The following is a 22,355-nucleotide window of genomic DNA, read 5'->3' on the forward strand; positions in this document are numbered from 1 at the left end:
GGACGGTCTATCAGGGTTGTCCGATCCACTCGATCGTAGAATAGGTGAGCTTCTGAGAACTACATCCAACTTTTGATATTTGCAAAAAATGACCACAAGAACGGTTAATTATTCAGCAAATGCTTTAAAGACCGCGCCAGCCATCCGCAAAAAGTTGTGGCTAGCAGCGATTAAGCCACCGATGTACAGTGTGGCGATCATGCCAATTATGGTGGGCACCGCGATCGCCATTGCCGAGACCAGAACGTTGCAGACAGGTATCTTTGCCATCTTTGTCTTTGCTGCCATTCTTATCCTTGCCTGGGAGAACCTCGCTAACGATGTCTTTGACTCCGAGACAGGCGTTGACGTGAACAAAGCGCACTCGCTGGTAAATCTGACCGCCAACAAATCGTTGATTTTTTGGTTAGGGAATTTGTGCCTTGCCACTGGGCTGTTTGGCATCGGCGCGATCGCTGCCATCCAGCGCGATCTGACCGTGGTTGGCATTATCCTGGTTTGCTGCGTGCTTGGCTACATCTACCAGGGACCGCCCTTTCGCCTCAGCTACCAGGGATGGGGAGAAATTCTTTGCTTTTTCGCTTTTGGTCCCTTAGCGTTTGCAGCAGCATATTACAGTCAAACGCAAGCCTGGTCAGGTACGAATCTAGCGGCTTCGACGATCGTGGGTGTTTCCACTAGCCTGATTCTCTTTTGCTCCCATTTCCATCAAGAAGCGGATGATGCCGCTGTGGGTAAGCGATCGCCGATCGTCCGTTTGGGCACAAAACGCGCTGCGCAGCTTCTACCCTGGCTTTGTGGCAGCATTTTCGCGCTGACAGCTATTTGCGTGTGGCTGGGCGTGTTTCCGGTGACAACGCTGTTGGTGTTTGCCAGTCTGCCGATCGCGCTCAAACTCTGCAAACACGTTGGCACCAACCACAACAAACCAGAGAAGGTGAGCAATTGCAAGTTCATTGCTGTTGCCCTGCATTTCTGGAGCGGTATTTTTCTGGGTCTTGGCTTTGTTCTCCCACAACTGCTGCGGTTTGGAGCAGTCTTGCCAACGTAAATGCTTTACCAGTGGAAATTTCGCCCTTATCAACGGCGCTTCAAGCAACCGTTGCAAACTAGCCACGGTTGCTGGGCAGTGCGAGAGGGTGTGATTTTGCGGTTGGTCGATGATGCTGGCAGCATTAGCTGGGGCGAAATTGCGCCGATTCCCTGGTTCGGTTCCGAAACCCTTGAGCAGGCATTGGCGTTTTGTCACCAACTGCCAACAGTACTGACAGACGACCTCATTTTCGCTGTGCCCGACACGCTGCCATGCTGCCAGTTTGCCTTTGAATCGGCATGGGAAGGTCTGCAAGAATCAGCGATCGCTCAGGCAGCACCGCAGAGAGACAGAGGCGCAGGGAATCAAGCGTCGTTTGTCACTGCAAGCTCGACTCTCCGACCTCAGAACTCGAACCTTGCAGCTTTGAACTCGGCAATTACAGTTCAGAACTCGGCACTTCGAGATCAAAGCTCGGATGTTGCAGTTCAGAGCTCGACACTCCGAGATCAAAGCTCGGAAGTTGCAGTTCAAAGCTCGGCACTCCGACCTCAGAGCTCGGAGGTTGCAGTTCAAAGCTCGATCGTTGCAGTGCAGAACTCGGATAGTACAGATCAGAACTCGGTACTCCGACCTCAGAACTCGAACGTTGCAGTACAGAACTTAATATGTCAGCCTCAAAGCCCGGTCATTACAGCACACATTCCCTCCCGACTTCCAACTCCCGATTCCCAACTCTCCCCCTCTCCCTACAGCGCCCTCTTGCCAGCGGGAAACCTTGCGCTCCACACCTGGCAACCGCTTTGGGATCAGGGATTTCGTACGTTTAAATGGAAAATTGGGGTAGAGGCGATCGCCACCGAGCTTAAGGTGCTTGATGCACTCACTCAAGCCCTGCCCAAACCAGCAAAATTACGCTTGGATGCGAATGGTGGACTCAGCGCTGACGAGACGACTCAATGGTTACAAGCCTGTGATGCCATGATTGACCCTTCAAACCGAGGGGTCGTGCTTGAATACATCGAGCAACCGCTTCCCATCGCGCAGTTTCAGTCAATGCAAGATTTAACCCAGCATTATCGAACGCCGATCGCCCTGGATGAATCAGTGGCGACCTTGCAACAGCTACAAACTTGCTACGAGCACGGTTGGCGAGGCATTTTTGTCATCAAACCCGCGATCGTCGGTTCCCCTTCTCGCCTCCGCCAGTTTTGCCAGCACCATTCGATCGATGCTGTGTTTTCCTCAGCTTTGGAAACAGCGATCGGGCGACGGGCAGGGTTACGTTTAGCCGCATCTCTGGGAAATCCCGATCGAGCCGTGGGTTATGGCACAACGCACTGGTTTAAGGATTCTGAAAGCGACGCTTTTGAGCAGCTATGGCAGACCCTTTAACCATCCTCAAGCAACGGTCAGGTGATGATTGGCTAGTTGGTTATGACAGCCAGGAGTTTTTTGCTTTAGCGGAGCGAGTGTTAGTGGAGTTGCGATCGCCTCCAAACTCCGAAGCTCTCCTCACCATTCTGTTAGCCGATCGCAATCCGCTGACGTTTCTCGCGCACTTCATCGCCGCTTGTGCTGCTAATTGCTGCATTGTTCTTGCTAATCCCGATTGGACAAAAGCCGAATGGCAACAGGTCTTTGAGTTAGTGCAGCCGGATTTGGTTTGGGGCGAGGAAGCAAAGGTAGAAGGCAGGAGGCAGAGGGCAGGAGGCAGAAGGCAGAAGGCAGAAGGCAAAGAAGCAGCCAGCAGTCAGCAGCGCTCCTCTGCTTCCCCCAATCCCCTGCTTCCCCAGCCCCCAGTTCTTACTCCTTACATCCTGATCCCTACAGGTGGCACGTCGGGCAAAATCCGCTTTGCTGTCCACACTTGGGAAACCCTCATGGCTTCAGTAGAGGGCTTTCGTGAATATTTTGAGGTTGAGCCGATCAATTCTTTCTGCGTGCTGCCGCTCTATCACGTCAGTGGACTGATGCAGTTCATGCGATCGTTCACTACCGGCGGCAAGCTCGTCGTACTGCCCTTCAAAGCACTTGAAGCGGGCGATCGTAGTAACCTTAACCCAGAAGATTTTTTTCTGTCCCTGGTGCCTACGCAACTTCAGCGGTTGCTAGATGGAGAAAGCAGAGGGCAGAAGGCAGAAGGCAGAAGGCAAGAGACACAACACTCAACGCCACTCCCGACTCCCGACTCCCGACTCCCGACTCCGGGCTCTTCGATCGCTTGGTTAGCTCGCTTTCACACGGTTCTCCTTGGCGGCGCACCTGCCTGGTCAGACTTGCTCGATCGTGCCAGAAGCCAACGCATCCGGCTTGCCCCCACCTACGGCATGACCGAAACTGCCTCCCAAATTGCCACCCTTAAACCAGACGACTTTCTCAACGGACAGACCAACGCTGGACACGTCTTGCCCCACGCTCAAATTATCATTCGCAATCCATCCGGCGACATTCTGAAGACAGACCAAATCGGTAACATCACCATCCAGGCAAAATCACTTGCCTGGGGCTACTTTCCCCCCACTCCCGACTCCCGACTCCCCACTCCCCGCTCCTTCCAACCCGATGACCTCGGCTATTTCGATGCCAATGGTTACCTGCACATCGTCGGACGGCAAAGCGACAAAATCATCACAGGTGGCGAGAACGTGTTTCCCGCAGAAGTCGAAGCAGCCATCCGATCGACTGGGTTAGTACAGGATGTATGCGTGATCGGCATCAGCGATCGCCATTGGGGACAAGCCATTACAGCCGTTTACATCCCCATCAGCGCTGACATTTCTCCTACAAGTATCCAAACAGCCTTAAGTGACACTTTAAGCAAATTCAAACGTCCCAAACATTGGCTTGCCGTCGATCGCCTGCCTCGAAACGCTCAAGGCAAAGTCAATCGACCCCAAGTAGAGGCGATCGCTAAGATGGCGTTGCCCACTGTTCTAGCCATTGATTGATTTCCAGCGGCAGCGATCGACGTTCGCGAGTGCCTGGATCAATGCAGACATGGCGCGTCTGAGCATTACTCACTGATCGCTCCAACTTGCCCTCCAAAAACACAGCATAGGCAATCTCAAATTCGCTCTCTTGTAGCGGCTTTGGAATTAGATGAACTACCAGACGATCGCCACAGAACATAGGACGAAAGAAATCCACATTGGCATGGGCGATCGGCAATGCCACATCAACCCCACTAAAAAAAGCCCTTAAATCAATCCCCGTTGCTGCCAACGATGCCTCATACGCCTCATGGCAAAGCGTCAACACATTCGCAAAGTAGACCACTCCTGCCGCATCCGTATCGCTAAACCGTACTGTCCGTTGGTAGATAAAAGGCATGGGGTGAGGGGTGAAGGAGTAAAGAGGTGAAGGGTAAGAAGTTAGCGATCGCAATCAATTGAGCGCCACTAACGCAGATTCTCTTGCCTGCGGCATCCCCTTTGTTAAGAGGAACTGAGAGAACTTAGCTTTATACAAGGATCTGCTACTTTCATACTTTCAATTGGTATTAAAACTCAAAGCTCAAAACTTTCCCTACCCCTCGCTCCCCTTGCCCCTTCACCATCTCATCTTCCTACTCCCCACTCCCTACTCAGTTGCCGCAACATACCTACCAAAACTCTCTACACTAGAGATTGGACGATGACGCAAGGAGAATTGCATGACAGAGCCACTGTCCGCTCGTGAATTATTCCGGGCTGCTTACGAAAACCGCTACACCTGGGACTCTAACTTCCCCGGCTACAGCACCGACATCACGGTCAAGCAAGGTGATCGGCTTTACACTGGCAAAGCCCGCATCAACCACGATCTCACCTATGACATCACCGATGTCTCTGATGAGCAAGCCCAAGATTTAATCAAAGGTCAAGTCTGGGAAATCGCCGTTCATCGCGTCCGCAAGCCGTTTGAAGAAACTCACGGCAAGAATATCTTTGAACTCGGCGAAACCGATGAAACAGGAGCCGTCGCTATTGCCGTCAGCGGCAAGGCAATGGGCGATGGCTACAAAGTGCGCGACAACGTTGTTTCCCTCGTGCATCGCCACATTCACGGTGTTGTCGTTACCATCAATACCTTCAGCACAATCGACACTGGCGAAGGCTACCTTGCAGAACGCTATGATTCTGTCTACCGCGATGCCAGCACGGGCGAACTCAAAGGCTCCAGCCAATCTGAAGACACCTACGAAAAAATTGGTGGCTACTACATCATCACGCGCCGTGTCATCACAGAAGACAAACAAGGGGAAACCGTTGTGACTGAGTATGGCTTCTCCAACATCAAGCTGTTAACGCCAGTAGCAGTCTAAAGAGGCAAGGGACATAGAAGAGACAGAGGAGGCAGGGGCGCAGAGGGAGAAAGAGTTTGGGATTCTGTCTAACGGCTTGAGCTGAGTCTCCGTGTTCTATCTCCCATTGCCTCCCTTTCTCCCCTTGCTCTCCCTGCTGCCTTTCTTTCCGCTACGATCGAGATCAAACCACAACCAACACGTCATAGGTGAATCATGGCTGAAACATTAGAACTAACTCCAGTCAACGTCGAAACCGTACTGGATGAAATGCGCCCCTACCTGATGGCAGACGGCGGCAACGTTGAACTGGTCGAAATCGACGGACCGATCGTCAAACTGCGGCTGCAAGGTGCGTGCGGCTCCTGCCCCAGTTCCGCTATGACCTTGAGAATGGGCATTGAGCGTCGTTTGCGCGAATTTATTCCTGAAATCGCCGAAGTTGAACAAGTGTTCTAGAAAGGCTGAGGGATGTAGCTTGCTTCCGCTCTGCGGTGGGCTAAGGGCTGAGTTGATACTGCTCCTTCATCTCTCAAACTTCATCCTTTATCCCTTCCCTCTATGCCCCATCCCCTTTACGTTGCTTTTATTTGGCATCAGCATCAGCCGCTCTACAAAAGTCGGGTCGATCGACCAACACTTCTAGCTGGACAGTATCGCTTACCTTGGGTGCGACTGCATGGCACAAAAGACTACCTCGATCTGGTGCTGCTGCTGGAGGAATACCCCAAGCTGCATCAAACGGTGAATCTTGTCCCGTCACTGCTGCTGCAAATTGAGGATTATGTAGCGGGAACGGCGTTTGATCCCTATCTAACAGCGGCACTGCTACCCACAGAGCAATTGAAGCCAGAGCAAAAAGCTTTTGTGGTGGAGCACTTTTTTGACGGTAATCACCATACGTTGATTGATCCCCATCCTCGCTATGCCGAGCTTTACTACCAGCGGCAGGATAAAGGACGCGATTGGTGCTTAGAAAACTGGAATCTACAAGACTTCAGTGACTTGCTGGCGTGGCACAATCTTGCCTGGATTGACCCGCTCTTTTGGGGTGATCCAGAGATTTCTCAGTGGTTAGAGCAGGGCAAGGGCTTTACATTGGGCGATCGCCAGCGCATTTACTCCAAACAGCGTGAGATTCTCAGCCGCATTGTGCCCCAACACCGCAAAATGCAGGATGCTGGGCAGCTAGAAGTGATCACATCGCCTTACACCCATCCCATTTTGCCCTTGCTGGCAGATACCGATGCGGGACGGGTAGCAGTCCCTAACATGACGTTGCCCACGCAGCGTTTTCAGTGGGCAGACGATATGCCCCGTCACCTCAAGAAAGCCTGGACAATGTACGAGGAGCGGTTTGGTCGCTCGCCCCGTGGCTTGTGGCCCTCAGAACAATCGGTCAGTCCTGCGGTTTTAGCCCCGATCGCTAAAGAAGGCTTCCAATGGATCTGCTCAGATGAAGCGGTGCTGGGCTGGAGCATCAAGCACTTCTTCCATCGCGATGCGTCAGGCAATGTTTCTGAACCCGATTTGCTGTATCGCCCCTATCGGCTAGAGACGACCGATGGCGATCTCGCGATCGTCTTTCGAGATCACCGTCTGTCTGACCTGATCGGCTTCACCTACAGTGCCATGGAACCCAAGCAGGCAGCCAGCGATCTGGTGGGACATCTGGAGGCAATCGGGCGATCGCTCAAAACACAGCAGTCCAGTGATAGCACAGCGCTCGAAGAACCTCGGCTAGTAACGATCGCCCTGGATGGCGAAAACTGCTGGGAGTATTATCCCCAAGACGGCATTCCCTTCTTGCGATCGCTCTACGAAACCCTCAGCCATTCGTCCGACATTCAGCTTGTCACTGTTTCCGAATTTCTCGACCAGTTTCCACCCACCGAAACCATTCCCGCCGACCAGTTGCACAGCGGTTCGTGGGTAGACGGCAACTTCACCACCTGGATTGGCGACCCTGCCAAAAATCGTGCCTGGGACTTGCTGACCGAAGCCCGGCAAGTTTTGGCAAATCATCCCGAAGCCACAGAAGAAGCAAACCCAGCCGTGTGGGAAGCGCTCTATGCAGCAGAAGGCTCCGACTGGTTCTGGTGGTTTGGCGAAGGGCATTCCTCCAACCAGGATGCCATTTTCGATCAGCTTTTTCGGGAGCATCTTGCTGCTATCTATCAAGCGTTGAATGAACCCATTCCTGCTAACGTGCGCCGCTCAGTAGAGTCACATACAGAAGGGGGCGATCGTGCTCCTCAAAGCTTCATCCATCCATTTATTGATGGGCGTGGCGATGAACAAGATTGGGATAAAGCCGGTCGTATTGAAATTGGCGGCGCACGGGGCACCATGCATCGCAGCAGCGCCATTCAACGGCTCTGGTATGGCGTAGATCACTTGAACTTTTACCTGCGGTTGGACTTCAAAGCAGGGGCAGAACCGGGAAGCGATTATCCACCCGAACTAAATTTGCTCTGGTTTTACCCCAATGAAACCATGCACAATAGCCCTGCGCCTTTTGTAGACTTACCCGATGAAGCACCCCTAAACTATCTGTTTCATCATCATTTGGGCATTAACCTGCTCACTCAAACACTCTGGTTTCAAGAAGCTGAAGAAGATTGCCGTTGGCAGTCACGTATGACCCGCGCCCGGATCGGCTTTGATACGTGTCTAGAATTGGCGATTCCCTGGGCGGATTTGCAAATTCAACCCGATTGGTCGCTACAACTGGTCGTGGTCTTGTCAGATAGTGGACGTTATCGAAGCTACCTGCCTGAGAATGCGCTCCTGCCGATCGGTGTACCGTAAGAGCCAAGCTGTACGTATCGATCACTCAAGTGGGCTAACTTAGTCCATCGCCACAGAACTCACGACACCGCAATTTTATGTTCTCAAAAGCTCTAGCGCGATCGCCTGCGCTTGTGGCATCTGACCATAAGTAAACACGTAGGGAATTTCAGGGGCTAGCTTCGGCAAGAACTGATCGAGCACGTAAGGGCTGCCATAAATGACTAACGCCAGCAGTTGCTCAGACTCAACTAGAAAGTGAAACCAGTCGGTAGCAGTTTGAGTCAACCCAGCGCTGCCGCGAAACGGATTGCCGCGAATGAAAAGCTGTAGTAACGTGGGCTGCCAGATTTTTGTATCAGCGTCTAGCGCGATCGCGGGCGTATGGCGATCGATCACTTGCCGTTCATAGCCAAGGGATTCAGGCAGGGCGATCGCTGGAGCCTGCTGCCCTAGCACCTTACACGCCAAGGCATCATCAACCACAATGAGATTACGGCGATCGTGCGACCAGCGTGGGCGATCAAGCCGGGAATCAGCCGGACAATGCACCCGCATCGAATCTTGCAGAATGTTAGTAACGGTTGCCTGCGCTTGTGGCTGCGCTAATAGAGACACAACGGTTTGCGCTTCAACACCAGTAGGAGTTTGCGTTTCCCAGGCATGAGATGTGCCACCACCAACGGCACCACAGACTCTCTGCTTGGCTCGCCAGAGACGTTCAACCGAAGCCTGAATGCGTTCTGCGGGAATGCGTCCTGTTTCTACGGCTTCACAAACTGCCTGAATCGCACCTTCAGGATCAAGCGGCATTAAAAGCACATCTGCCCCTGCTTCCACTGCCAGCACAGCAGCTTCGTTGGCACCATAGCGGTTCGCAATGGCTCCCATAACCAGTGCATCGGTGACGATCAAGCCGTCAAAGCCGAGCGACTGCCTTAATGCCTGGGTCAAAATGCGGTGAGAAAGGGTGGCTGGAAAATCCGGGTCAAGGGCAGGGATTTGGAGGTGAGCGCTCATAACCGCATCAACACCCGCTGCGATCGCGGCTTTGAACGGCGGTATTTCTACTTCGGTGAGACGTTCGACTGAATGGTTCAGAACGGGTAGCTCGAAATGAGAATCAACGGCTGTATCGCCGTGACCCGGAAAATGCTTGGCAGCCGTCAACACGGGATGCTGTTGCGCGCCCCGCAGAAACGCTGTAGTGAGTTGGCTAACGATCGCCGACGTTTCACCAAACGCCCGCACATTGATTACCGGATTGGCAGGATTGTTATTAACATCGACAGTCGGAGCCAGCACCCAATTTAGCCCGAGCGCCCGTGCTTCTTGGGCAGTCGTGGCTCCCAGTTGCTCGGCATAGTACTCAGCGCGATCGGGAAACTGTTGCACAACTGCCGCCAACGCCATCGGCGGCGGGAACCATGTCGCACCAGAAAAGCGCTGCCCCACACCTTCTTCGACATCCGCTGCCATTAGTAACGGAATGCCTGCCCATGCTTGAAGCTGCTGCGTGCGTAACGCAAGTTCCCCTGCGCTGCCGCCGAGGAAAATCACTCCGCCGACCCCTAAGTCTCGAATCCAGTGCTGTAGTATCTCTGCAGTCGGCTCCCAAAGCGGATACTGAATCTGATGGTCGAACAGGTAGCCCGATGCCCGTACCACCACCATTTGAGCCACCTGCTCGGTCAGCGAAAGTGTTTCGATGCTGGGAAGAAGGGGCTGCATAGGAAGAGGTGAGGGGTGAGGGAAGCAAGAATGAAGCTAAAGAAGGAATGATAAGAGCTAAAGGCTTTGAGTTTTCTGCCTGCTTTCTGCTTCCCCTGCCTCCTTTCCTTCCCCTACCTTTTGCCTTCTGCCTTTAGCCTTTTGCCTTCTACCTTCCACCGTTACTCCTCTTCCACCAGGTCGGATGGTGCTGATCGCTCCCGTTCCTGGCTCAGACGATTGAGTAACGACAGCACTTTGTCGCCACGCTCTAGGGAGGCGTCTTCTAGAAACAGCACTTCAGGGGTGCGACGTAGACGAATGCGCTGACCCAGCTCACTACGAACGAAGCCAGTGGCAGATTTTAGCCCTGCCATTGTTTCGGCTTTGGCTTCGCTGGTGCCATAGATGCTGACAAAGATTTTGGCGTGCTGCAAGTCTCCAGCAACCTGAACATCCGTCACGCTGACGATACCGGCACCCACGCGATCGTCCTTAATGCCAGAGAGCAACATCTGGCTGACCTCGCGCTTAATCAGCTCGGCAACGCGCTCAATCCGACGACTCGTAGCCATAACAAACCTACCTTTTGATGTATACGTTACTGCTTGGAGCCGCTGTTGCGTCGTCCTTACAGCCGTGAGAATGCTTAAGTCAGCCCAACGCCCAACATGGCACGCAGCGTAAAGCCAAGGAAGACAAAGGCTGCAATAAAGGTGCCAATTAGGGCGATCGCAGTCACTGGGTTCTTAAGCAGCGGTGCGAGGGGCTTCAGTGCGTTCAGAAAGACACCCAAAATTATACCAGTGAGAAAAATCGGGTACTTAGAGACGGTGTTCCAGAAATTTTGCATAAACTTTGATGAGAATGGCGCAGCCGTGCGTCAAGTCAGGTCGTGAAGAGCATTATTGTTTCATTTTACTGGACTTTCGCTAAAGCACTCCACGCTGAAGTGAATCAAGCGACCCTTAGTAGGGTGAGGAGTGAGGGGTGAGAAAGTGGAAGGGTGAAAAGGTGAAGGAGTGGAAGAGTGAGAAAGTGAAAGGATCAGAAGGGAAAAGGGTAGGTTTTGCATTCAAAGAGTTGCTCCTAATCACTGACCGCCGATAGCTGACTGCTAACCGCTAACCGCCGATAGCTGACTGCTAACCGCTGAAAACTTGCTTCCACATTGAAAAACGCCTCTATGATAGTTGAATGCAAACTCGACTCCCGCCACGACTGCATCCCCGCCCGTTTTTAAAGTGGGCTGGTGGCAAAGGGCAACTCATTCAACAATACAGCGCACATTTTCCTAAACGGTTTTCAACATACTACGAGCCGTTTCTGGGTGGTGGTGCGGTTTTTTTTCATCTGTTGCCCGATCGATCGCACCTGATGGACATTAACCCTGAATTGGTGAATGTTTACATATGCGTTAGAGACCAGGTTGAAGCGTTAATTGCTTGCTTAAAAGTGCATCGCGATCATCATTGTGCGGACTATTACTATCAGGTACGTGCCAGTGTGGGTGGTTCGCCACTGGAGCGTGCAGCACGTCTCATTTATTTGAATAAAACGTGCTTTAACGGTCTTTACCGAGAGAATTCTAAAGGGCTTTTCAATGTGCCGATCGGCAGCTACAAAAAGCCAACCATTTGTGATGATGAGCTGCTGTATGCCACTTCAGCCGCACTGCGATCAACGCACATTGAGTCAGGTTGCTTTGAAGCCGTCTTGCATCATGCCACTAGCAGCCATGATTTTGTTTACCTCGACCCGCCGTATCATCCCCTTAGTGCGACCAGCAAGTTCACGTCTTACAATCGCTATGCGTTTACAGAAGCAGACCAAATTCGACTGCGAGACACAGTTGTCACGCTAGCAAATCGTGGCGTAAAGGTAATGCTTTCAAATTCGGATTGTCCGTTTATTCGTGAACTCTATCAAGATTTCACAACGCATACGATCGTTGCTTCTAGAGCAATCAATTCCAACGCTGAAAAACGAGGTAAGATTACTGAAGTTTTAGTGACATCTTATTAGCTAAATCTTATTAGGCAAATAGCTTTATTGAATGCAGGTTAGCTGGGTGTAAATGTCAGTGATCGCTCGGCGGTTGTTAAATCACTTTCGTTTACGTCTAGCCGCAAGGCTCTGCCCGTCGGACCGACAATCAAGCGAGGCAAGGTTTTGTGATCCACAACCTGCATAGTAGTCATGTTGTAAGTGGTGTAGCGGGTTGCATCCGCATCCAAATCAACATCAATGACCGTCAGTGTTTTAAAGGGTTGAAGGTTGCTATTAAGCAGTGGGCGTGGACCGGAGCCTAAGGCGCTGGTGTGAAGCAATTCGAGCTTGCCGCTATGAGCGGGATAGTAAGCGTGATCATGTCCGCTGATATAGGTATGAACGCGATATTTTTCGAGCAATGCCCGCAGTTTGTCAGCAGGGGCAAGAATTTCGCCAAGTTCATCACGTCCTACGGCGACAGCGTAGAGAGGCAAATGCCCGATCACCATCCGCATTTTGGCAGACTGCGCTGTGGCACTCGCCAAACTTTTTTCTGCCCAAGCTATTTGCTCTGGCGGCATTCGTGAGGTAGAAGCATCCCAGACCAGATAGAAAATATCTTTATGCTGAAAAGTGTAGTAGAACGGAAAGCCTGCGCGATCAACAAACTGGAGATTGGGGTTGTGTGCAGGCGCATTCCAGTAAGCGGCAGCCGCCTCTCGTTCGCGGCTAAACAAAAACTTGCCACCGACCGACAGCGCACCTGATGCATCGTGATTGCCGATCGTAAAGCCAAAGGGTAAACCCGTTTTACGAAGCGGTGCGCCAACGTGGCGGTCGAACCCATTCCACATTGCCTGAATTTCTCCGGGGCTAAGGGAGGGCGCTTGACCCGCAACCATATCGCCACCACTCAGCACAACATCTGGTTCCCAGCCAGGGATAAGGGCGATCGCTTTGTGTACCTCCGCTTCATAGGTTGTGGAGCCATAAGCGCTGTTCAAGTCACTGATGACTACAATCCGTACATCCCCGCGTACTGGGGCAAACAACCCTTTCGGCGCGATCGCCGTTTTGGCAGCGGCGATCGTTTGCCCAGTTGGTGTGGTCGTAGGCGATGGCGCAGTCGTAGCCGCAAGAGACGGAGGACGACTGACAGCACCACTCGTCAAAGCCCTGTGCGCTAACGTTGCAACACCGACCCCACCGAGCAATCCACCCAGAACCAAAAATTGACGACGATTGAGACTCATAAAGGCTTTGGCAAGAACTAGAGGCTAGGGATAAAGGCGAAAGGATCAAAGCCGGAGACGAAAGGCTGATCGCTAACTGCTAAGATTAACTCTGCTAAGGTAGCACCCGTAAGAATTTACCGCGTTTGAGTCTCTTTGTGCTGCCTGGGGAAGAAATTGTATGTCACAGGATCAGCCCGAATTGTCACCCAGCCAGCCTGAGCCAGCAGACGGCTCTGAGCGACTGGACGAATCTGAGCCGCTACCAGGATCGGAGTCACTGGACGGCTCTGAGCAATCAGAAATACCTGAGTTATCAGAAGCAACGATCGACCCCCAGCCAGACTTGCAACAGACGGAACCATTGGTAGAGCCAGAGCCGCCGACTGTCCTAAGAGAGGACGTTGCACGTCCCGTCGGTCGATCGCGCTCAACTGCCGCTAGAAGAACGCCACTCGAAAAGGACGAGATTCTACCGGAAACGCTGGTACGGCTTTTGGGTGAGGCAGTGGTAGCCACGCTACCGCTACTGAAGCAACAGAGCATTAAGACACTCCGTGGCACGATCGTCCTTTTAGAAACAGCCGTCGAGAGACTGGAAGCAGAACCCACACCACCCAAAAGAAAGGCACCAGCGCCAGCGATATCTGAGAACGTTTTGCCCCCGTCCTCAAAGCCAAACACTGGCAGACTGGCACCAGCTCTCTCGACTCGTCGGCTGTGGGAGAAGTTCCAAACCGTTTGGCAACCGCTCTGGCGATCGTGGCGTAGCCTTCTACGACCACTTCGCAAGCGCCTGCCTACCTCGATCAACCGCAATTTTTCTGATCCAGCGCTGACTGGCACGATCGCAGGGTTGATTGCGATCGGGGTATGGGCAATAGGGGCATCTAATCAACCGCAGCCTACGATCGTTGCCACACCTGCCACGCCGCCTGTTGTAGCAGTTTCGCCATCGCCTACACCGGCACCCACCCCTTCTCCCACACCCATTCCACCAGTGGTTCAGGCACCAGAAGCGCCAAAGCCGATCGAAATCAGTCCTGCACCCAGCAAACCATCACCACCACCGCCACCACTCAAATTAACGCCAGAACAAGCGCTAATCGCCCGGATTCAGGATCAGGTTGCTGCCATCAGCAATCGGTATGCCAGTGGCTTGGTGCAATCTGTCCAGGCAAACTTTCGCGGCAGCCGCCTGATTGTCAACATCAGCGATGACTGGTACGGCTTGAGCCAAGCGCAGCAAGACAAATTAGCAAGCGAACTGCTGCGTCGATCGCAAGACTTAGACTTTCTGAAACTGGAGATGGTGGATGGAGCGGGGACGCTGCTTGCCCGTAGTCCGATCGTGGGTGCCGAAATGATTCTCTTTAAACGCACCAACAACGCGACAGAAGCAGCTTAAGACAGCGGTTTTTTCAGCCAGTATTGTGTTTGTCCCGGTGGATAGTCATCCCATTGCGCTACAACTTGATAACCCAACTTTTCATAAAAACCCCTTGCCTGAAAGCTAAATGTCCCCAATCTGGCAAACACGCAGCCTCGTTTTTTTGCTTCCTGCTCTGCCAATGCAATGAGCTGTCGTCCATAGCCCTGGTAGCGGTGCGCTTCATGCACCCACAAAAAATCAATTAAAAGCCAGTTCCAGCAGGATGTTGAGCCTATCAATCCGCCCAAGATCGTCTGTTGCTCATCTAGCAGCAGAATTTCTAGCGGTTTTTGCGTTTGACGTGCGGCGGTTGTAAAAAATGGCTCAACTTCAGCACAGCTTTCGCTAAATTGATCCAGCTTTGCATTGATGTAGCGTCGATAGGACTGGTCTTCTGTCTCAAAGAGTGCGAAACGGTAGCGTGACGAATTAGCGCGATCGCCCTCCGCTACCGCTTTCTTCGCCAAAACTTCTGCCAAAACCTGACCAGCGTTAACACCAATTTGAATCGCTATCTTGTAAGCCTTGACCTGAAGGTCTATACCAGTAATCGCCGTACCAACAACAACAGCATAGGCACCAAAATCCATTGCCTGCCGTGCCATCTGAGGTGAGGTGATGCCGCCTTCACAGATGATCGGTACGTCGAGCGCGCTGATCATCTGCGCCAGCAGCTCAAAACCAGGAGGCGTTTGGTGTTGTGTAGCAGCCGTATAGCCGTACAGAGTTGTACCAACGATGTCGGCTCCAGCCTGAGCCGCTGCGCTCGCCGCTTCTAAGGTATCCACATCTGCCATCACAGGTTTGCCCAACTCATGATGAATGCGGGCAATCAGTGATGCAACCGTTTCGCCATCTGGACGATCGCGCAGCGTTGCATCGATTGCAATAATGTCTGCACCTGCTTGAGCGAGCGCCTGGGCCTGCTTAAACTGCGGCGTAATGTAAACATCAAAGCCGGGTATTTGCTGCTTCCACAGCCCAATGATGGGCGCATCAATTTGACGGCGGACTGCCTGCACATGAGTCGGTGTATCAAGCCGCACGCCAACGGCTCCCTGATTGACTGCCGCCTGTGCCATGGCTGCAATTACGGCTGGATGATGCATTGGCGACTCAGCTGGAGCCTGGCAGGACACAATCAGACCCTTTTGAAGGCGTTGCACTAGCGTTAAAGCACTGTCTGACCAAGAGAGCATAGACGTAGTTAGCTGCTAGTTACCAATCTGCAATCTTCTCTAATAACTAACCAACAACGTTCCCCTTAGCCTTGCAAAACGCCATCTTCTAAAGAAGCAATTCGATCAGCGACATCCATTAAGCGGGCGTCATGAGTGACAATGAGTACCGTGCGATCGCTCTCTTTTGCAAGTTGCCGCAGCAGTTCAATGACATCATGCCCACTGTGAGAATCAAGCGCAGCCGTTGGCTCGTCTGCCATAATAATTTGGGGATCACCAGCCAGGGCACGAGCGATTGCCACTCGTTGCTTTTGCCCACCTGACAAATCGCGTGGCAGATGGTTTGTGCGATCGCACAGCTTCACCTGTTCTAGCAATGCCTGTGCCATTTGACGGCGCTTGGCAGAACCACGAACGCCTTTTACCTTTAGCGCCACTTCAACGTTTTCAGAAGCGGTCAGAGCCGGAAATAAGTTAAAGCCCTGAAAGATAAAGCCAATGTTTTGCAGACGGAAGTGTGCCAGATCCGATCGCGACATCTGGGTAATCTCCTGCCCAAGTAGTTGGACGCTACCGGCTGTGGGCGTAAGAATACCAGCCAGAATGGACAGCAGCGTCGTCTTACCAGAACCAGATGGTCCCATCAGTAGCTGAATATCGCCCCGTTCGATCGTTAGATCAACCCCATTTAACACCTGATAGACATGAGAGCCAGTATGGTAAACCATTTCCACACCCTTCGCTACCACAGCCTGCTCCTGAAACCGTTCCACAATAATCGGGGGAGATGCAGCCCGCTCACGAGCGTTGATAAAATCAGTAAATTTAACTTGAGAAGCAGTCATTGTTTAGAGTTATGAAAGGCATGGATTAGCTAATAAGAGTGAGGAGCTAAAGGAGAACCAAGCGAAAATCTAAGGGCACGCCATCACGGTCAACGTTAGCTTCATAGCACCAAACCCCTTTCCCGAACGTCAGTTTAATAATTTGCCTACATAGTGTAATACACAGTGTAACGAACTCAAGCTACGGCTCGCATCGCCTAATACGGTATGCCTTAAGACGTAGCTACACTTTAGCTAGAAGCAGCGCTTTGAATCTAGTCTAAGCCTTGAACACGATCGCAGGATCGACTCTCGTTACTTTTTGAATCGCAAACATTGCCGACCCAACGCACATTACGACTGTAATACAGAACACACCTGCGGCTGTAACAGGGCTAATCAAAATCATGATCCCTTTGGCTGCCATCGTCCAGGTGCCCAAACCGATGCACAGTGCCATGCTTGGCAAATAGCCCAACACAGCCATCCATAATGCCTGTTCGGTAATCACCCGATAGATAATCCAGTCGGATGCGCCCATCGCTTTGAGCGTGCCGTACTCTTTAATGTGGTCTGCCACTGAAGAGTAAAGAATTTGACTCACGACTACCATGCCAACGACAAAGCCAACTGTTGCGCCCAAGCCTAAAATAAAACCAACGCCAGTCCGCTTTTCCCAATAGTCGCGGGTTTGCTGCGCCATTTCTGCTTTAGTGAGGGTGCGGATACCAGGCAACGCTGCATCCAACCGCTGCCGTAGTGCCTGCACATCCTGATCTGGCTCTGCCTTAACCAGAATGAACGTAATTGAGTCAGACAACGAGAGCTTACGGGGTGCTGGTGGCGGGTTTTTGGACGATCGCGCTGGAGCCGCTTCGACATTATTCAGTACCTCCACTTCGCCATTTTGAATGCGGATATTTGCGGTTGACCTCAGACCCGATGTAGAGAAAGCATTGGCTGTTTCGAGAGACGTAAACGCTGTCGCACTCGATGCCATTGATTGGGTATCTGTTGCTAGCCCAACGACCGTAGCTGGCAGAGAGCCGATCGAGCCACCGTCACCAACCTGCTTAAGATTAAGCGCCATCAGTTGAGCTTTGTCGATCAACATCGTATAGGGTGTATTTAAGGCAGTGATGTTACCTTGAGTCAGTTTCCAGTTGGCAAATAACTGACCATTGGGGTCAAAACCATAGAGACGAATGGGCGCGATCGTCCGATCAGCCGCCCGCCACAGCGCCGCTCGAATCATCAAAGCCTCGGCACGTTGCACCCCTTCGATCGATCGCACTTTTACCAGTTGCTCTAGCGGTAAGGGTGATGTCACCTCCAGATGCACCATATCTTCAGACGCAACCCACAAATCGGCACTGGACTGATCGATGAGCAAACCAGTTGATCGCGTGAAGCCATGCAAAATGCCGATCTGGATCGTGACAAGGCTAACCGCAAACATAATCCCCGCCTGGGCAACCAGGAAGCGAGGAATATCTTCAAACAAATTTTTGCGGGCAATTGATGCCATGATTCGTGCGCTTTAGAATCTGATTTGAAGCGAACTTGGCTTAAAGATGCGCTTGTGCAGTGGTTAGACGTAGCCTTGATAGCGATCGCATGTCTGACAACACAATTGACACAGGGTTTCAAGGAGCTTGCTGGTGTCTGTTGGGACATTGTGTGAACATCCCAACAGACGATCTATTTTAACGAGCAGAACCGCTGGGGCTAGGTTGTGACTTCAAATACTCAGGAAGCGATTGACGCAAGCGATCGCCGTAGAGCGCTAGCGCGTTACCACTCAGCAACAGTGCCAGGTAGTCGCGATCATAGTCTGAACTGGTCGCCGCATCTTTAACACAATCCTTCAGCACACCATCCCAGTGCCCATAATCACCAGAGAAACAGGTCAGGTGCTTGCCCGCTTCACCTAAACCGATCGGCAGGTAGGAAGGACCTGGATCATCAGACTCAAAGGACGTAAAGATCTGACCCCGTTCAAAATAATCCATTGGATCACGGTGGCGCAAGTCGTAATGTTCATACAGACTCGCATCGTCAATTTTGGTTGGGTCGTTTTCCTTTGTCCACATCAAGTCAAAGATGCTTTTCGCCTGACTGATGATGTTGGTGTTGTTGTGGGTACCACGCTCCTGAATCATCAGCTTGGTGAAATCCATCAGCGACGGACGATAGGGATGTTTGGGATCGAAGTCACGAATGCGTTTTTCCCAATGTTCGTGCATGGCGTGAGCAAGGTCAGGCACCCAGCCACAGCCACCTTCTAAAAAGCCAACGCGCAGGGTTGGAAACTGCTCAAACGCGCCATCAAACACCATGCGGGTCATTGCATGCTGCTGCTGGTTGCGCTGCACAAAAATGTGGTTCAGCACAAACGTTTCCATATGGTCAGAAATACCGCCCATCATGTACGAGCCAGGTCCACCGTGGATGCCCAGCGCGATGTTCAAATCAACGGCAGCTTGCAGAATGGGGCGGAAGTCGGGATGGCTAATGGCTTTGCCAGTACGGATTTCAGGAAAGGCATCGGGCGCTTTGGGATGGGGAATCGGCATATTGGGTGCCACTGCCACACCAATCAATCCCAGTTCGTTCACACAGCGATACATTTCGGCAACGGCAGCATCCACATCCTGTAGAGGAAGTACACCAATCGCCTTCAGCCGATTATCGTAACCCCGGCAATCTTCGGCAATATAGCTGTTGTATGCCTTACAGAGGGCGATCGCTAAATCCTTATCTAACAAGCTGGAGAAAATCAGGTTTAAGGTGCCATAAATGACCTGCACATCAACCCCTTCCTGATCCATATGCTGAAGACGCACTTTGTTGAACATTGCGCCCAGGGTTGTGTCGGGATGAAGATTGCGGAAGCCGCCTTTGCCCAAGCCCTGTGGCTGAGGGAACATCCGAAGGTAGTCAGCCTTGCCAGTAGCAGGATTGGCATCAATTACTTTCGCTCGTTGGTCGCCCAAGCTATCGACAACCAAGCCGATGCGATCGCGGTACTCTGGCTCAATGTAGTCTCGCAGCACTAGAGGATTCTCTAGCTTGTGAGCGTCAGCATCAATGACCGGTAGACCTTCGTACATTCGTTTCTCCTTAAAATTTAGGGGGAAAGAGGTTATCAGAAGAGAGGATAGAGTTTGAGGCTGTATCGTTTGAGCTAAATTACGTCAGCGATGCTGCTTACAGCAAACTGTTCCATGCAAACAGTCAATCGAAGTCGTCTGTACACATGGTTACGCTTTCGAGAAAAGCAGTGTAAAAAGGCTTAGAAGAGAGCAAAAGCAGAGCCTAGCACTCAACCCAGCGGTCTGACTTGAGCAACCGGCCTTGCAGCCGCATCCTCTAAATTGCGTCTGGCTTTACATTCAGCCGTCTAGCTAACTTGATTTCTCAATGTCAGTCGTGCGACTGAAATAGGCTAGAACTTGACGTAGCCCAAACCAGCGCTCAAAAGACCATGACATTGCTACCAGGATCGTGATGCCGGGATATTTAACGAACGCTGGTTCATTTTTCTCAAAGACAGCGTGCCCACCCAGCGCAAAAACCTGGGTCAGCACCAGGCAAAGCAGCGTGATCCGCCAGTCCAAAAAGAGATAAACGATAGCAGCGATCGCCAGAGCATTCGTGAGATGGTGCAATGCCTGGTTAATTGGGTTTTGGTGACTCGCAATAAAGTGCGCTTTTGCAGCCTGGAAGTAGCTCAAGGCATAGCCTCCGAAGTGTTTAGTCAGGGTTCTGGCACGATACCACAGACAAATCATGCACGCGTGTGAGCGATCAAAAGTCTTTGGAATTGGGAGGCTACCACCAACGCAACTCGGTATAACCCAGCTCTGGGCGGCTCAACTCTTCCTCAGTCAACCAATCCACCAGCTTGTAGGTGCCAAAAACGTGATCCCACCAGTCTACCGCCAACCCAAAGTTGTGATGCCACATCCCATACTTGTGATGCACGTAGTGGACAGGCATCTTCATCCAAAAACACTTGTGAGGGTTTTCATGCTGAAGCTGGTGGGCGTAGGAAGAGAAGGCTGCAAAGGCAAGCCCACCCAAAAACCAACCCAGCCCTGCTTCTAGCGAAAAGAAGAACAGCAAGAGCATCACGACAAACGTGCCCTTCACGTAGTCAAAAAATTCCCACACAACGCCTTGCCCCTCATTACGACGATGATGGTCACGATGCCGCTCACCAAGCCGAAGCGGTGCGTGCATGAGGCGATGTACCCAATACTCCACTAGACTGGCGAGTACAAAGGCGATCGTGAACCAGACCAGCCCTGTCGCCACTTTCGTCAAGTCAGGCATAGATTCTCCTTCCTTACACCTACCTACCCAAAATTGAAGCGTACCGGATATTTCAAGATTTTGCTACTTGCAAAGCAGACAGCAGAAGCTAAAAGGCAGCATGAATGCAAAAAATGCGAAATGCAAAACGTCTCTCACTTCTGATGCTTCACTCTTCATCCCTCTCCCCTTACCCACCCTGGGCTTTTGTAAGCAAAGGTTAAGTGCTATCATGCACTCCAAGTTGAGCATCATTGAGCACTGAATGTATGCAACCGTAATAGTCTTGCAAGACGATCTTGTTGGCGAGGCGATCTAGCGGGAGGAGGAAGAAATGGAACTGGCTACGACCTTAAAAAGTCAGGCAGTTCGATCGGGCGTGCGCCAGGCTGGCATCAACCCCAACCATTGGTACGCTGTTGGTTGGGCAAAGCAGATCTCAGTGGGGCAAGTAATTCAGGTTGTGATCTGGCAGCAGGCGATCGCGGTTTATCGGGATGCCAACGGTACTTTGCACGCACTTGAGGATGCTTGCCCCCATAAGGGCGTAGAACTGCATCGCGGTAAAGTGCAGGGACAGCATTTGGTGTGTCGCTACCACGGTTGGGAGTTCAATGCCTCAGGTCAATGTGTTAGTATTCCCTACCTACTAGAGGGGCAAAAGCTGCCCTGCGCTCAGGCGCGAAGCTATCCAATTCAAGAAAAATATGGTTTGATCTGGGTGTTTCCGGGGGAGGCGGCGATCGCGGCAGACCATGAGCTACCTGTGATGAAAGAGTATGCCGAATCAGGATGGCTGCAAGTTCCCATTAGCGGTCATTTTCAGGCTCATTTTTCTATATGCAACGAAAACTCAATGGACGTGTTTCATGGCTTCTTACACGAGAACCTACAAGGCTGGTTTAACCCGCGTCTACTGAAGTTGAATGAAACTGATCATGCAGTCCAGGCAGAATATCAGGTATCTTACAAAGGTCGTATGGCAAAGTTCTTAGGCTTAAGTGAACGGGCTGACCAAGTGACCACCTTGCCGATTACAGTAGAGTATCGCTATCCTCATTACCAAAGCAACTTGCAGGGCATCTCAGCACTGTATCTCATGCGGTTGCCAGTAAGCCCGGTTGAAAGTCGCTCGTTTGCGCTCTTCTTTTTCAGAATTCGCTTACCGCAGTGGCTACTCAAAGGGCTTGAGCCGCTGCTGCAAGTATTGCTTGAGCGCTTTGTCTTGATGAAGTTTTTGTCTCAGGACATTGAAATGATGGAGAGTGAGCAGCGGCAATATTCAGCGTCTCCGCAGCGGCGTTACGTTGAGATTAACCCAGCCATTATTGCTGTTCAGCGGTTGATCGTGCGGCAGTTTGAACGCTTTACGCAAAGTTCTAGTCAAACCAACATGAATGGGCACAAAGAATTAGATTCAGTCGTCTCCCGCTCTGTAGCTGTTCCGCAGCACAGTTTTGCCCCTGATGAGCAGCGATCCGATCGCCCTGATTCTGTGTAGGCAATTGTACTCATACAGTTATATGCGCCTTAAAGTACGCTCAAAAATAACTGTCTTT

General features: G+C 51.8%; 20 protein-coding genes and 1 pseudogene. 9 read left to right on the forward strand and 12 right to left on the reverse strand.

Annotation, left to right across the window (positions count from 1 at the left end; all coding sequences use genetic code 11):
• Nucleotides 1-88: 88 nt before the first annotated feature.
• Genes menA through H6F76_RS05900 form a run of 3 tightly spaced genes read left to right on the forward strand, consistent with a single transcriptional unit; the run spans nucleotide 89 to nucleotide 3,984 of the window.
• The gene (gene menA, locus H6F76_RS05890) at nucleotides 89-1,051 is read left to right on the forward strand and encodes a 2-carboxy-1,4-naphthoquinone phytyltransferase (RefSeq protein ID WP_190506717.1); all 963 of its coding nucleotides are present in this window, start codon (nucleotides 89-91) and stop codon (nucleotides 1,049-1,051) included.
• Nucleotides 1,052-2,428 carry an o-succinylbenzoate synthase gene (locus tag H6F76_RS05895; protein WP_242036548.1) on the forward strand — a complete coding sequence of 459 codons (1,377 nt, stop codon included), beginning with the start codon at nucleotides 1,052-1,054 and terminating at the stop codon, nucleotides 2,426-2,428.
• Nucleotides 2,413-3,984: a 2-succinylbenzoate--CoA ligase gene (locus H6F76_RS05900; RefSeq protein ID WP_190506719.1), complete on the forward strand. Its 1,572-nt coding sequence runs from the start codon at nucleotides 2,413-2,415 to the stop codon at nucleotides 3,982-3,984. Before H6F76_RS05895 ends, H6F76_RS05900 begins: the two co-directional genes overlap by 16 nt.
• Here the strand turns inward: H6F76_RS05900 and H6F76_RS05905 are convergent.
• The gene (locus tag H6F76_RS05905; RefSeq protein WP_190506721.1) at nucleotides 3,947-4,366 is read right to left on the reverse strand and encodes a thioesterase family protein; all 420 of its coding nucleotides are present in this window, start codon (nucleotides 4,364-4,366) and stop codon (nucleotides 3,947-3,949) included. The genes H6F76_RS05900 and H6F76_RS05905 overlap by 38 nt on opposite strands.
• A gap of 322 nt (nucleotides 4,367-4,688) precedes the next feature.
• Between H6F76_RS05905 and H6F76_RS05910 the strand changes: the two genes are divergently transcribed.
• From H6F76_RS05910 to H6F76_RS05920, 3 genes are all read left to right on the forward strand, one after another.
• Nucleotides 4,689-5,339, forward strand: a complete 651-nt coding sequence (locus H6F76_RS05910; protein ID WP_190506723.1) for a DUF3386 domain-containing protein — start codon at nucleotides 4,689-4,691, stop codon at nucleotides 5,337-5,339.
• Nucleotides 5,340-5,534: 195 nt separating this feature from the next.
• Complete coding sequence (locus H6F76_RS05915; protein WP_190450949.1) at nucleotides 5,535-5,777, forward strand: NifU family protein; 243 nt, start codon at nucleotides 5,535-5,537, stop codon at nucleotides 5,775-5,777.
• A gap of 102 nt (nucleotides 5,778-5,879) precedes the next feature.
• Entirely contained in the window at nucleotides 5,880-8,129 is a 2,250-nt protein-coding gene (locus tag H6F76_RS05920) for a glycoside hydrolase (protein WP_190506725.1), read from the forward strand.
• Between the two features lie 75 nt (nucleotides 8,130-8,204).
• Here the strand turns inward: H6F76_RS05920 and H6F76_RS05925 are convergent, their stop codons facing one another.
• From H6F76_RS05925 to H6F76_RS05935, 3 genes are all read right to left on the reverse strand, one after another.
• Entirely contained in the window at nucleotides 8,205-9,839 is a 1,635-nt protein-coding gene (locus H6F76_RS05925) for a glycoside hydrolase family 3 N-terminal domain-containing protein (RefSeq protein ID WP_190506727.1), read from the reverse strand.
• A 161-nt stretch (nucleotides 9,840-10,000) separates the two neighbouring features.
• The gene (gene rbfA, locus H6F76_RS05930; protein ID WP_190450942.1) at nucleotides 10,001-10,393 is read right to left on the reverse strand and encodes a 30S ribosome-binding factor RbfA; all 393 of its coding nucleotides are present in this window, start codon (nucleotides 10,391-10,393) and stop codon (nucleotides 10,001-10,003) included.
• Nucleotides 10,394-10,467: 74 nt separating this feature from the next.
• The gene (locus tag H6F76_RS05935) at nucleotides 10,468-10,671 is read right to left on the reverse strand and encodes a DUF751 family protein (protein ID WP_190450941.1); all 204 of its coding nucleotides are present in this window, start codon (nucleotides 10,669-10,671) and stop codon (nucleotides 10,468-10,470) included.
• Between the two features lie 344 nt (nucleotides 10,672-11,015).
• Between H6F76_RS05935 and H6F76_RS05940 the strand changes: the two genes are divergently transcribed.
• A complete protein-coding gene (locus H6F76_RS05940) occupies nucleotides 11,016-11,843 on the forward strand; it encodes a DNA adenine methylase (RefSeq protein WP_190506730.1) in 828 nt (275 codons plus the stop codon).
• Between the two features lie 38 nt (nucleotides 11,844-11,881).
• Here the strand turns inward: H6F76_RS05940 and H6F76_RS05945 are convergent, their stop codons facing one another.
• Nucleotides 11,882-13,063 (reverse strand): metallophosphoesterase, encoded by a 1,182-nt coding sequence (locus H6F76_RS05945; protein WP_190506732.1) that lies wholly within the window; start codon nucleotides 13,061-13,063, stop codon nucleotides 11,882-11,884.
• 160 nt (nucleotides 13,064-13,223) lie between these two features.
• Between H6F76_RS05945 and H6F76_RS05950 the strand changes: the two genes are divergently transcribed.
• Nucleotides 13,224-14,450, forward strand: coding sequence for a hypothetical protein (locus tag H6F76_RS05950; RefSeq protein ID WP_190506734.1), 1,227 nt, complete (start codon nucleotides 13,224-13,226; stop codon nucleotides 14,448-14,450).
• On the opposite strand, the gene H6F76_RS31370 is transcribed toward H6F76_RS05950, so the two are convergent.
• The 7 genes and pseudogenes from H6F76_RS31370 to H6F76_RS05980 form a co-directional block, all read right to left on the reverse strand.
• Nucleotides 14,447-14,953, reverse strand: coding sequence for a GNAT family N-acetyltransferase (locus H6F76_RS31370; RefSeq protein WP_347275985.1), 507 nt, complete (start codon nucleotides 14,951-14,953; stop codon nucleotides 14,447-14,449). The genes H6F76_RS05950 and H6F76_RS31370 overlap by 4 nt on opposite strands.
• Nucleotides 14,933-15,673: pseudogene (locus H6F76_RS31375) on the reverse strand (N-acetylmannosamine-6-phosphate 2-epimerase); the annotation flags it as partial. The gene H6F76_RS31370 and the pseudogene H6F76_RS31375, both read right to left, overlap by 21 nt.
• A 65-nt stretch (nucleotides 15,674-15,738) precedes the next feature.
• Nucleotides 15,739-16,383: an ABC transporter ATP-binding protein gene (locus H6F76_RS05960; RefSeq protein WP_242033621.1), complete on the reverse strand. Its 645-nt coding sequence runs from the start codon at nucleotides 16,381-16,383 to the stop codon at nucleotides 15,739-15,741.
• A gap of 376 nt (nucleotides 16,384-16,759) precedes the next feature.
• A complete protein-coding gene (locus H6F76_RS05965) occupies nucleotides 16,760-18,007 on the reverse strand; it encodes an FtsX-like permease family protein (RefSeq protein WP_190506738.1) in 1,248 nt (415 codons plus the stop codon).
• A gap of 178 nt (nucleotides 18,008-18,185) precedes the next feature.
• Nucleotides 18,186-19,592 (reverse strand): amidohydrolase family protein, encoded by a 1,407-nt coding sequence (locus H6F76_RS05970; protein ID WP_190506740.1) that lies wholly within the window; start codon nucleotides 19,590-19,592, stop codon nucleotides 18,186-18,188.
• A gap of 294 nt (nucleotides 19,593-19,886) precedes the next feature.
• Nucleotides 19,887-20,216: an Mpo1-like protein gene (locus tag H6F76_RS05975; RefSeq protein ID WP_190451102.1), complete on the reverse strand. Its 330-nt coding sequence runs from the start codon at nucleotides 20,214-20,216 to the stop codon at nucleotides 19,887-19,889.
• Between the two features lie 97 nt (nucleotides 20,217-20,313).
• Nucleotides 20,314-20,817 (reverse strand): sterol desaturase family protein, encoded by a 504-nt coding sequence (locus H6F76_RS05980; RefSeq protein ID WP_190506742.1) that lies wholly within the window; start codon nucleotides 20,815-20,817, stop codon nucleotides 20,314-20,316.
• Nucleotides 20,818-21,130: 313 nt separating this feature from the next.
• On the opposite strand from H6F76_RS05980, the gene H6F76_RS05985 reads away from it, so the two are divergent.
• Entirely contained in the window at nucleotides 21,131-22,297 is a 1,167-nt protein-coding gene (locus H6F76_RS05985; RefSeq protein ID WP_190506745.1) for an aromatic ring-hydroxylating dioxygenase subunit alpha, read from the forward strand.
• Nucleotides 22,298-22,355 lie beyond the last annotated feature (58 nt).

This window comes from Leptolyngbya sp. FACHB-321 (assembly GCF_014695975.1).
Taxonomy (GTDB): Bacteria; Cyanobacteriota; Cyanobacteriia; order Leptolyngbyales; family Leptolyngbyaceae; genus Stenomitos.

Excerpts from the sequence above, each read along its gene's own strand:
- menA (WP_190506717.1), top strand. The coding sequence starts at position 89 with ATGACCACAAGAACGGTTAATTATTCAGCAAATGCTTTAAAGACCGCG.
- H6F76_RS05895 (WP_242036548.1), top strand. The coding sequence starts at position 1,052 with ATGCTTTACCAGTGGAAATTTCGCCCTTATCAACGGCGCTTCAAGCAA.
- H6F76_RS05900 (WP_190506719.1), top strand. The coding sequence starts at position 2,413 with ATGGCAGACCCTTTAACCATCCTCAAGCAACGGTCAGGTGATGATTGG.
- H6F76_RS05905 (WP_190506721.1), bottom strand. The coding sequence starts at position 4,366 with ATGCCTTTTATCTACCAACGGACAGTACGGTTTAGCGATACGGATGCG.
- H6F76_RS05910 (WP_190506723.1), top strand. The coding sequence starts at position 4,689 with ATGACAGAGCCACTGTCCGCTCGTGAATTATTCCGGGCTGCTTACGAA.
- H6F76_RS05915 (WP_190450949.1), top strand. The coding sequence starts at position 5,535 with ATGGCTGAAACATTAGAACTAACTCCAGTCAACGTCGAAACCGTACTG.
- H6F76_RS05920 (WP_190506725.1), top strand. The coding sequence starts at position 5,880 with ATGCCCCATCCCCTTTACGTTGCTTTTATTTGGCATCAGCATCAGCCG.
- H6F76_RS05925 (WP_190506727.1), bottom strand. The coding sequence starts at position 9,839 with ATGCAGCCCCTTCTTCCCAGCATCGAAACACTTTCGCTGACCGAGCAG.
- rbfA (WP_190450942.1), bottom strand. The coding sequence starts at position 10,393 with ATGGCTACGAGTCGTCGGATTGAGCGCGTTGCCGAGCTGATTAAGCGC.
- H6F76_RS05935 (WP_190450941.1), bottom strand. The coding sequence starts at position 10,671 with ATGCAAAATTTCTGGAACACCGTCTCTAAGTACCCGATTTTTCTCACT.
- H6F76_RS05940 (WP_190506730.1), top strand. The coding sequence starts at position 11,016 with ATGCAAACTCGACTCCCGCCACGACTGCATCCCCGCCCGTTTTTAAAG.
- H6F76_RS05945 (WP_190506732.1), bottom strand. The coding sequence starts at position 13,063 with ATGAGTCTCAATCGTCGTCAATTTTTGGTTCTGGGTGGATTGCTCGGT.
- H6F76_RS05950 (WP_190506734.1), top strand. The coding sequence starts at position 13,224 with ATGTCACAGGATCAGCCCGAATTGTCACCCAGCCAGCCTGAGCCAGCA.
- H6F76_RS05960 (WP_242033621.1), bottom strand. The coding sequence starts at position 16,383 with ATGGTTTACCATACTGGCTCTCATGTCTATCAGGTGTTAAATGGGGTT.
- H6F76_RS05965 (WP_190506738.1), bottom strand. The coding sequence starts at position 18,007 with ATGGCATCAATTGCCCGCAAAAATTTGTTTGAAGATATTCCTCGCTTC.
- H6F76_RS05970 (WP_190506740.1), bottom strand. The coding sequence starts at position 19,592 with ATGTACGAAGGTCTACCGGTCATTGATGCTGACGCTCACAAGCTAGAG.
- H6F76_RS05980 (WP_190506742.1), bottom strand. The coding sequence starts at position 20,817 with ATGCCTGACTTGACGAAAGTGGCGACAGGGCTGGTCTGGTTCACGATC.
- H6F76_RS05985 (WP_190506745.1), top strand. The coding sequence starts at position 21,131 with ATGGAACTGGCTACGACCTTAAAAAGTCAGGCAGTTCGATCGGGCGTG.